Below are 8055 nucleotides of genomic sequence, written 5' to 3' on the forward strand. Positions count from 1 at the left end.
GTATCATGTCCCTTCAATTGTATTCTCTTCAAGTGCTACGGTATATGGTGATCCAAAGGTTGTCCCATTAACTGAAGACTGTGAATTAGGACAGACTACAAACCCATATGGTTCTACAAAGGCTATGATGGAAAGAATCTTAACAGATGTACAGCATGCTGTACCAGAAATGTCTGTTACACTTCTTCGTTACTTCAACCCAATTGGTGCCCATGAATCAGGATTATTAGGAGAAGATCCAAAGGGAATTCCTAACAACCTTATGCCTTATATTATGAAGGTTGCAACTGGTGAACTTCCTTGCTTAGGTGTATTTGGTGATGATTATGATACACCAGATGGAACAGGTGTACGTGACTACATCCATGTTGTAGACTTAGCTAAGGGTCATGTTCTTGCAATTGAAAAATATGCAACACCAGGTGTTCATATCTGTAACCTAGGAACAGGTAAAGGATATAGTGTATTAGAAATCGTTAAGGCATTTGAAAGAGTTAATGGAATCAAGATTCCTTATGAAATCAAGCCAAGACGTGCTGGTGATATCGCAACATGTTATGCAGATCCTACTCGTGCAAAAGAACAGTTAGGATGGGTGGCTGAAAAGACACTAGAAGATATGTGCAGAGATACTTGGAACTTTGCAAAGAAACATATGTAATATATGAGTCCCTCAATGAGGGACTTTTTTTCATGCATGAAAAAAGCAGGTAGTGAAGCGGATTGCGAATATCCGCTTGATAGGAAGGCGATGAGGTCGTGGAATGCAACATACATTATTATGTAAGTGGATGGAGTAAACTTTACAAAAGCAATACATATGTATTGAAGTAGATATGATATAGCATTATAATATAGAAAAAGATGGAAGTGAGGTGCCGAATATGGCTAGTACAATTCAGGTTAGAGTGGAAGACGAGTTAAAGAGTAAATCAGATGCTTTATTTAAAGATTTGGGTACAGATACAACAACAGCAATCAGAATATTCTTAACACAGGCTGTTGCGACAAATGGATTTCCTTTTGAAATAAAAAGACAGACTGGGTTAAATCCATACGCACCGATGACTGAGAAAGAGATGCTTGCAAAATTAGAAAAGTCCAGAGAACAGGGAGAGTTCAGGGATGCAGATCATGTAATTTCTGATCTGAGGTCAAAATATGGATTATAAGATTGTTTTAATGAAGGATGCAGAGGAAGATTTTGATAGATTCATTGCATATCTTTTGTTTGAAAAGAAAAGTGAGCAGGCTGCAAGAAATTTATTAAATGATTTCGAGGCAACAAAAATCAGTTTGTCAAATGTTGCTGGAAGCCTGAAACTCTGTGATAATCCAAAATTAAGAGAATTAGGATACCGAAGAATCAATTTTTTATCTCATCGCTATTTTATGCTGTATCGTATTAAAAACGATATTGTTTACGTAGATAATATTTTTCATGAATTGCAAGACTACGAGAATAAAATGAATTAATATTTGGATAAGTGCACGTCACATTCTCCTTGCTTTAGTAATGAGTTAACAAAAAATGCAGAAATAAAAGCAATGATTGAAACATACAATCAGAAAGTTAACTTTTTTGATTTTGAAAGTCTTAATCAGTTGACAGACTGTATTTTGAAAATAGAGAGGTATATATAAAAAGATGCTCGACTGAGCATCTTTTTATATGTGTGCTTGAAAAGGGCGACACATATGAAGTAGTGAATAACCTTTTTGGGTTTGTATATACGAAAAAGAACTGTAACGCTCAAGGTAGTAGTAAATACTATCTATTCGTTATAGCCCTTTGTTTTTGAATTCTAGAGGAGAGCATTGGTACTCCTTTTTGAATACTTTGCAGAAGTAATTAGGGTCTTCAAAGCCACATTGATAAGCAATCTCTTTAACGGTTTGTTTCTTATTTGTTAATAGTTCTGCAGCTTTCTTTAATCGGTAATCTAATAAGAATTTGTGGATAGTCGTATTGTATTTAGATTTAAAATGAGTTAACAATGTTCCTCTGCTGCAGAAGAAATAATCACATAGCTGATCAATCGTAATAGGTTTACTATAATTCGCAATTAAGTACTGTTTTATTTCCTGGGCAAGATGATCGTTCTTGGCCTGAATGCGATTGGTGAGAGAAATGTATTTTGCGCAGATATCACATATATGTACAAAAGCATATATCTGATCTTCATCTAATATAGTAATATTTGTGACAAGTTGTCTTAATTCTTCTTCATTTTCAAAATAGGGCTTAGATTTATTGATGATTTCAGAATAGTTTCTATATGTTCCTATAACCGCTTGTCCCATCATTAGATAACCAGTTAAAGCACCATAAGAATATAAAGGCATAATTGCTTCACTGAGTCCAAAATGACATTGATAGACATAAAGTTCGCCAGTTTCTTTTACATGATTCATCGCATTTATATCACATATAAAACAATGATCAGAAGCTTTGCTCTTCTCTATCTCATGGCAGAATTTGGATTTCTTATGAGGATAAGAAGCCAGTATTTTTTGATTAATGTCAAAGATGGACATATTCAATCCTGAGACAAGATAGAGCTGTTTGAGTATTTTTTCTAAGTCTTCCATATTAAATCACCTCACAACCATTATACCTCAACAAAAGTAAAAAAATACAACATTATACTATTTTACCCTATATTATACTCCATTCCATTTCTATTTGTTCTCATATTTTTATAATTATATTTGGAGGATAATATATATGGAAATGAACAATGAATGGGTCCAAGACCCAAAGGTATTTAATATCAATCGTAAAAAGGCACATGCCTCAATACATCGCTATGCCTCTCTAGAGGAGATGCATACAAATAAGAGTAGTTATATCTATTCTTTAAATGGCAAATGGAAATTTCATTATGCTAATGGGTTTAATCAATTAATTAAAGATTTTTCTAACAAGGATTACAACAGTGATAACTGGGATGAAATCAATGTTCCTGGACATATTCAGTTACAGGGATATGGAACACCTATGTATGTCAATCAGATCTATCCTTGGTCTGCCACAGAACAAATCATACCAGGAGAGATTCCGGAACATAATCCAATTGGCAGCTATATTACATATTTTGATAATTCAGTTATTAAAGATAACACGGATGTTTATATTAATTTTAAGGGTGTAGAATCCGCAATGGCTTTATGGGTTAATGGAACTTTTGTAGGCTATAGTGAAGATACTTTTACACCATCGCGCTTTAATATTACTTCTTTGATAGAGGAAGGAAATAACAAGATTGCAGTGAGTGTCTATCGTTTTAGTAGCGGGAGCTGGCTGGAGGACCAGGATTTCTGGCGTTTCTCAGGAATATTTAGAGATGTAGAACTAGAAATGGTACCTCATACACACTTGGAAGATGTAAAGATACTTACACATTTGAATGATACATATGATCATGCTGTCGTAGAAGTGAATCCAACTGTTATTCACCCTACAAAGGTTATTTATACTTTAAAATATAATGATGAAATTATTGTGAGTGAAACAAAAGAAGATAGTTCATCTCTTCAATTTGAATTAGAACATCCTTATTTATGGTCTGCAGAAAAACCACACCTTTATACATTGATTATTGAAGTAATGGATGAAGAAGGTTTAGTAGAATGCATCAGCCAGCAGGTTGGTATCAGAGAGTTTGAAATCATAAACGGTATTATGTGTATCAATGGTCAGAGAATCATCTTCCACGGTGTTAATAGACATGAATTTTCTGCTTATACAGGTAGACATGTATCTTATGAAGAAACAAAACAGGATATCTTAAATATGAAGGCACATAATATCAATGCATTGCGTACATCACACTATCCTAATCAATCTTTCGTCTATGATCTATGTGATGAATATGGACTTTATGTCATTGATGAAGTGAACCTAGAAACACATGGTACATGGAGTGAGTACTTTGACAAGGAACATATTATTCCTGATAATAAGCCTGAATAGTTAGATATTATTCTAGATCGTGCAAATTCAATGTATGAAAGAGATAAGAATCATCCTTCTATTATTATATGGTCTTTAGGTAATGAATCTCATGGAGGTAAGAATCTCTATGAAATGTCTCAATTCTTAAGAAACAAAGACCAGTCACGTGTTATTCATTATGAAGGTATCTCCCATGATCGTTCTTACAATGAGACAAGTGATATCGAAAGCCAGATGTATACATATGTGAAAGATATAGAAAAGTACTTAACTACACATCAGGACAAACCGTTCATTCTATGTGAATATGCGCACTCAATGGGTAATAGTAATGGTGCTTTATTTAAGTATATTGATTTAGAAAAGAAATATCCTCTTTATCAGGGAGGTTTTATCTGGGATTATATCGATCAGGCATTATATCATGATGGAAAACTCTGTTATGGAGGAGATTTTAAAGAAAGACCAAGTGATTATGATTTCTGTGGTAATGGATTAGTCTTTGCGAATCGTAAGAATACTCCTAAGATGCAGGAAGTAAAGTATTGTTATCAATATGTAGATTTCACAATCAATGAACAGGAAATTAAATTAGATAATAGATACTTATTTACTGATTTGAATGAATACACTTTACAGATTGATTTGTTATGTGACGGCTATGTCATTAAATCACAGAATGTTATGATTGAATGTGCGCCACAAAGCACAACTACAATTAAAAATCCGTTTATGGTTGAAGGTGATAAAGAATATGCATTGAATATCTATTTAAAGAAAGATAATCAAGTGTATGCATATGAACAGTATATTTATAACTATGAACCTCAAACAGCAAAGAAATCTTCTTTACCAGTTAAAGTGATAGAAGACTATTTGAATGTTGGTGTAGTAGGGAAGGACTTCAATGTCATTTTCTCAAAACAGAAGGGATTAGTGTCTTATCGTTATCATCAAGAAGAATACATTCGTGTACCTGTAAAACCAAACTTCTTTAGAGCTTCTACAAATAATGATGTGGAAAATAAATATGGCTATCGCTATGGGGAATGGTTAACTGCAAGTTTATATGCTAAATGTCAATTTGTGAGAGTAGTTAAAGAAGAAACATCATGCAAGATTGAATATACATATGATTTACCTCGTTTAGGAGATGAACTACTTTATCTTACATATACTGTATATGGTGATGGAAAAGTAGAAGTAGATATGTCTTATCAGCCTCTTGCATCCAATATTGAAATGCCTGCATTCGGCCTATTATTTCAGTTATATAAGGATATGGAGCATGTCTCATATTATGGATTTGGTCCAGAAGAAAACTATATAGATAGAAATAAAGGGGCAATGCTTGGAAGATATGATTATAATGTCACAGACAACTGTACACCTTATCTCTACCCACAGGAATGTGGCAATAGAACACATGTTAAGGAAGTGTTGATTCATGGTGAAAATAAGGTATTATTATTAGAGGGCGATGATTTTGAAATGTCAGCTTTACATTACACACCTTATAAATTAGAAAATGCACGTCATCATGATGAATTACCTGAAGCATATCAGACAGTATTATGTATTAATGAGAAACAGATGGGTGTTGCAGGAGATGATACATGGGGTGCTAAGACACATGAAGAATTCTTATTAGATAAGAATAAGCATCATCTACACTTTGTATTTAAAGGAGAATAATCAATGAAGTTTCTATTTGTAAGACATGGTAAAACACATTTTAATGAAATCAATTTAACACAGGGGTGGTGTGATTCACCTTTATCTCAATTAGGCGTTAAGCAGGTAGAAAACATGTCTCTACAATTAAAGGACTATAGTATAAACAAGGCTTATACATCACCACTTGGAAGAGCAGTAGAGACATCAGAGATTATACTTCAAGGTCATAATATTGCACCTATTTATGACAAACGTTTAAAAGAAGTGAATTTTGGAATCTTAGAAGGAATCAATACACAGCTTGTAAAAAAACTACATGTAGAAACTACTGACTGGATGGATACTCTAGAAATGGATTATCGACCATATAAGGGAGAAGATCTCCATGATGTGATTAATAAACATATAGAATTCCTTAATGACATCATTGCATCAAGCAAAGAAGATGATACAGTACTTATTGTAGGACATGGCTGTTCACTTTATGGATTAGTAAAAACACTTGTGCCTCATGATGCACGCTTAAGCTTTCCAGATAATGCGACAACAATCATAGTGGATTATAAAGAAGGACATTATTCACTTGATACTATTCTGAATGCAGTCTATTAAGTAACATTTCAAGTCATCCTATTATAATAATAAGGAGACAATGTCATGAAGTACGATTTTACAACAATCATTGATAGAAAAGGAAAAGATGCCATGGCCTTGGATGCAGTAGGATCTCAAAAAGGTCATGTCAAGAAACCTACTTTCCCTAAAGAAGGTTTTAGTATTATTCCAATGTGGGTGGCTGATATGAATTTTGCGACAGCACCTAGTGTAATGGATGCTCTCAATAAACGTATCGCACATCCACTATTTGGTTATTTTTATCCATCTGATGATTATTATGAAGCCATCATGTATTGGCAGAAGACAAGAAATAACATTCATGATTTAAAGAAAGAGTATATTGGTTATGAGAATGGTGTTTTAGGATGTCTAGCAAGTGCCATTCATGCCTTTACAAAGCCGGGAGACAAGATTCTCTTCCATAGTCCTACTTATGTAGGGTTTTCCACTGTATTAAATGATACAGACCGAGTGGCTGAATTAAGTCCTCTTGTAAAGGATGAAGAGGGCGTGTGGCGCATGGATTATCAGGATATGGACAAGCGTATCAAAGACAATAACATTCGCTTAGCAGTTCTCTGTTCTCCTCATAATCCATGTGGACGTGTATGGGAAAAAGAAGAACTTGAACAGGCAATGAATGTTTTTGAAGAAAATGATGTCATTGTTGTATCAGATGAAATATGGTCAGACATTGTATTTAAGGGATATAAACATATTCCTACTTATAGTATTAGTGAAGATGCTAAAAGACGTACAATCTCTATTTATGCACCAAGTAAGACATTTAATTTAGCAGGACTTATTGGTAGCTATCATATTATTTGTGATGACTATTTAAGAGAACAGCTCAACAAAGTAGCCACTTCAACACATTACAATAGTATGAACGTTTTATCCATGCATGCCTTAATAGGCGCCTATCGTGAAGAATCTATTGAATGGGTGAATGAATTAAATCAGGTACTTGAACAGAATATGAAATATACCTATGACTTTATTAAAAATAATGTAGAAGGTATTGAAGTATCTCAAACGCAGGGTACTTATATGGTGTTCTTACATTGTGAAGACTACTGTCTAAAGAATCATCTGACTATTGATGAACTTATTCAAAAAGGATGGGATGTAGGTGTAGATTGGCAAAGTGGTGTTCAGTTCCATGATCCATGGGGTATAAGACTTAACATTGCATTGCCACATGCATTATTGCAGGAAGCCATGCAAAGATTAAAAGAATACGTATTCTAACGTGAAAAGGGGCAGTAACGGGTAAATAACTCATTATAGTTTCGTAAAAAGCAAAATGTGGACCGTGACCCTCAAAAAAATGAGACAATTCACCTATTGAGGAGTAATTTGAAAAAATCATGATGCATTCAAGGAGAATACGAGCAGGAAGTTTTCGACAACGAGTGAAGTTGGAAACAGGGTCATTGCAGAGCGCTTCAGACTATCAAGAGCCACATCCATAGAGCGTCCAAGAATAGTCCTAACCTTTGTGGGTGAGTAGTGGATGTTGTGTTTGCTTTGTTTCATAATAGTTTAACTACTAAAAAGGGCTAGAAATGAATATTCATTCATTTCTAGCCACACGATTTTTATCATTTGTAAACAGTTTGACTAAAAAATAAAAGAACCTCCTCAATTTTAAATTGAGGAGGTTCTTCGGCATTTAGATGCCCTACGTAATTCCATTCTTCTAAAAATTTCGGATTGATATAATTGGTGGAGCCTAGGAGGATCGAACTCCTGACCTCCTGCGTGCAAAGCAGGCGCTCTCCCAGCTGAGCTAAGGCCCC

At 34.3% G+C, this 8055-nt stretch carries 6 protein-coding genes, 1 tRNA gene and 1 pseudogene; 6 read left to right on the forward strand and 2 right to left on the reverse strand.

What is annotated here, in order from left to right; genetic code table 11:
- The 3 genes from galE to QVO42_RS09310 form a co-directional block, all read left to right on the forward strand.
- Positions 1–661: UDP-glucose 4-epimerase GalE (gene galE, locus QVO42_RS09300; protein WP_288164308.1), on the forward strand; the 661-nt coding region annotated here is incomplete at its 5' end.
- Between the two features lie 223 nt (positions 662–884).
- Positions 885–1172 (forward strand): type II toxin-antitoxin system RelB/DinJ family antitoxin, encoded by a 288-nt coding sequence (locus tag QVO42_RS09305; protein ID WP_022425842.1) that lies wholly within the window; start codon positions 885–887, stop codon positions 1170–1172.
- Positions 1162–1476, forward strand: coding sequence for a type II toxin-antitoxin system RelE/ParE family toxin (locus QVO42_RS09310; protein ID WP_022425843.1), 315 nt, complete (start codon positions 1162–1164; stop codon positions 1474–1476). The genes QVO42_RS09305 and QVO42_RS09310 overlap by 11 nt, the downstream gene beginning before the upstream one ends.
- Before the next feature lie 306 nt (positions 1477–1782).
- On the opposite strand, the gene QVO42_RS09315 is transcribed toward QVO42_RS09310, so the two are convergent.
- Positions 1783–2592: a PocR ligand-binding domain-containing protein gene (locus QVO42_RS09315; RefSeq protein ID WP_022425844.1), complete on the reverse strand. Its 810-nt coding sequence runs from the start codon at positions 2590–2592 to the stop codon at positions 1783–1785.
- A gap of 235 nt (positions 2593–2827) precedes the next feature.
- Here QVO42_RS09315 and lacZ point away from each other — a divergent pair.
- From lacZ to QVO42_RS09335, 3 genes and pseudogenes are all read left to right on the forward strand, one after another.
- Positions 2828–5653: pseudogene (gene lacZ, locus QVO42_RS10490) on the forward strand (beta-galactosidase, LacZ type).
- A 3-nt stretch (positions 5654–5656) separates the two neighbouring features.
- A complete protein-coding gene (locus QVO42_RS09330) occupies positions 5657–6247 on the forward strand; it encodes a histidine phosphatase family protein (RefSeq protein WP_022425847.1) in 591 nt (196 codons plus the stop codon).
- Positions 6248–6292: 45 nt separating this feature from the next.
- Positions 6293–7504 (forward strand): MalY/PatB family protein, encoded by a 1212-nt coding sequence (locus QVO42_RS09335; RefSeq protein WP_022425848.1) that lies wholly within the window; start codon positions 6293–6295, stop codon positions 7502–7504.
- A gap of 475 nt (positions 7505–7979) precedes the next feature.
- On the opposite strand, the gene QVO42_RS09340 is transcribed toward QVO42_RS09335, so the two are convergent.
- A tRNA-Ala gene (locus tag QVO42_RS09340) sits at positions 7980–8055 on the reverse strand.

Origin of the sequence: Catenibacterium sp. CAG:290 (assembly GCF_000437715.1) — a bacterium.
Lineage (GTDB): Bacteria > Bacillota_I > Bacilli_A > Erysipelotrichales > Coprobacillaceae > Catenibacterium > Catenibacterium mitsuoka_A.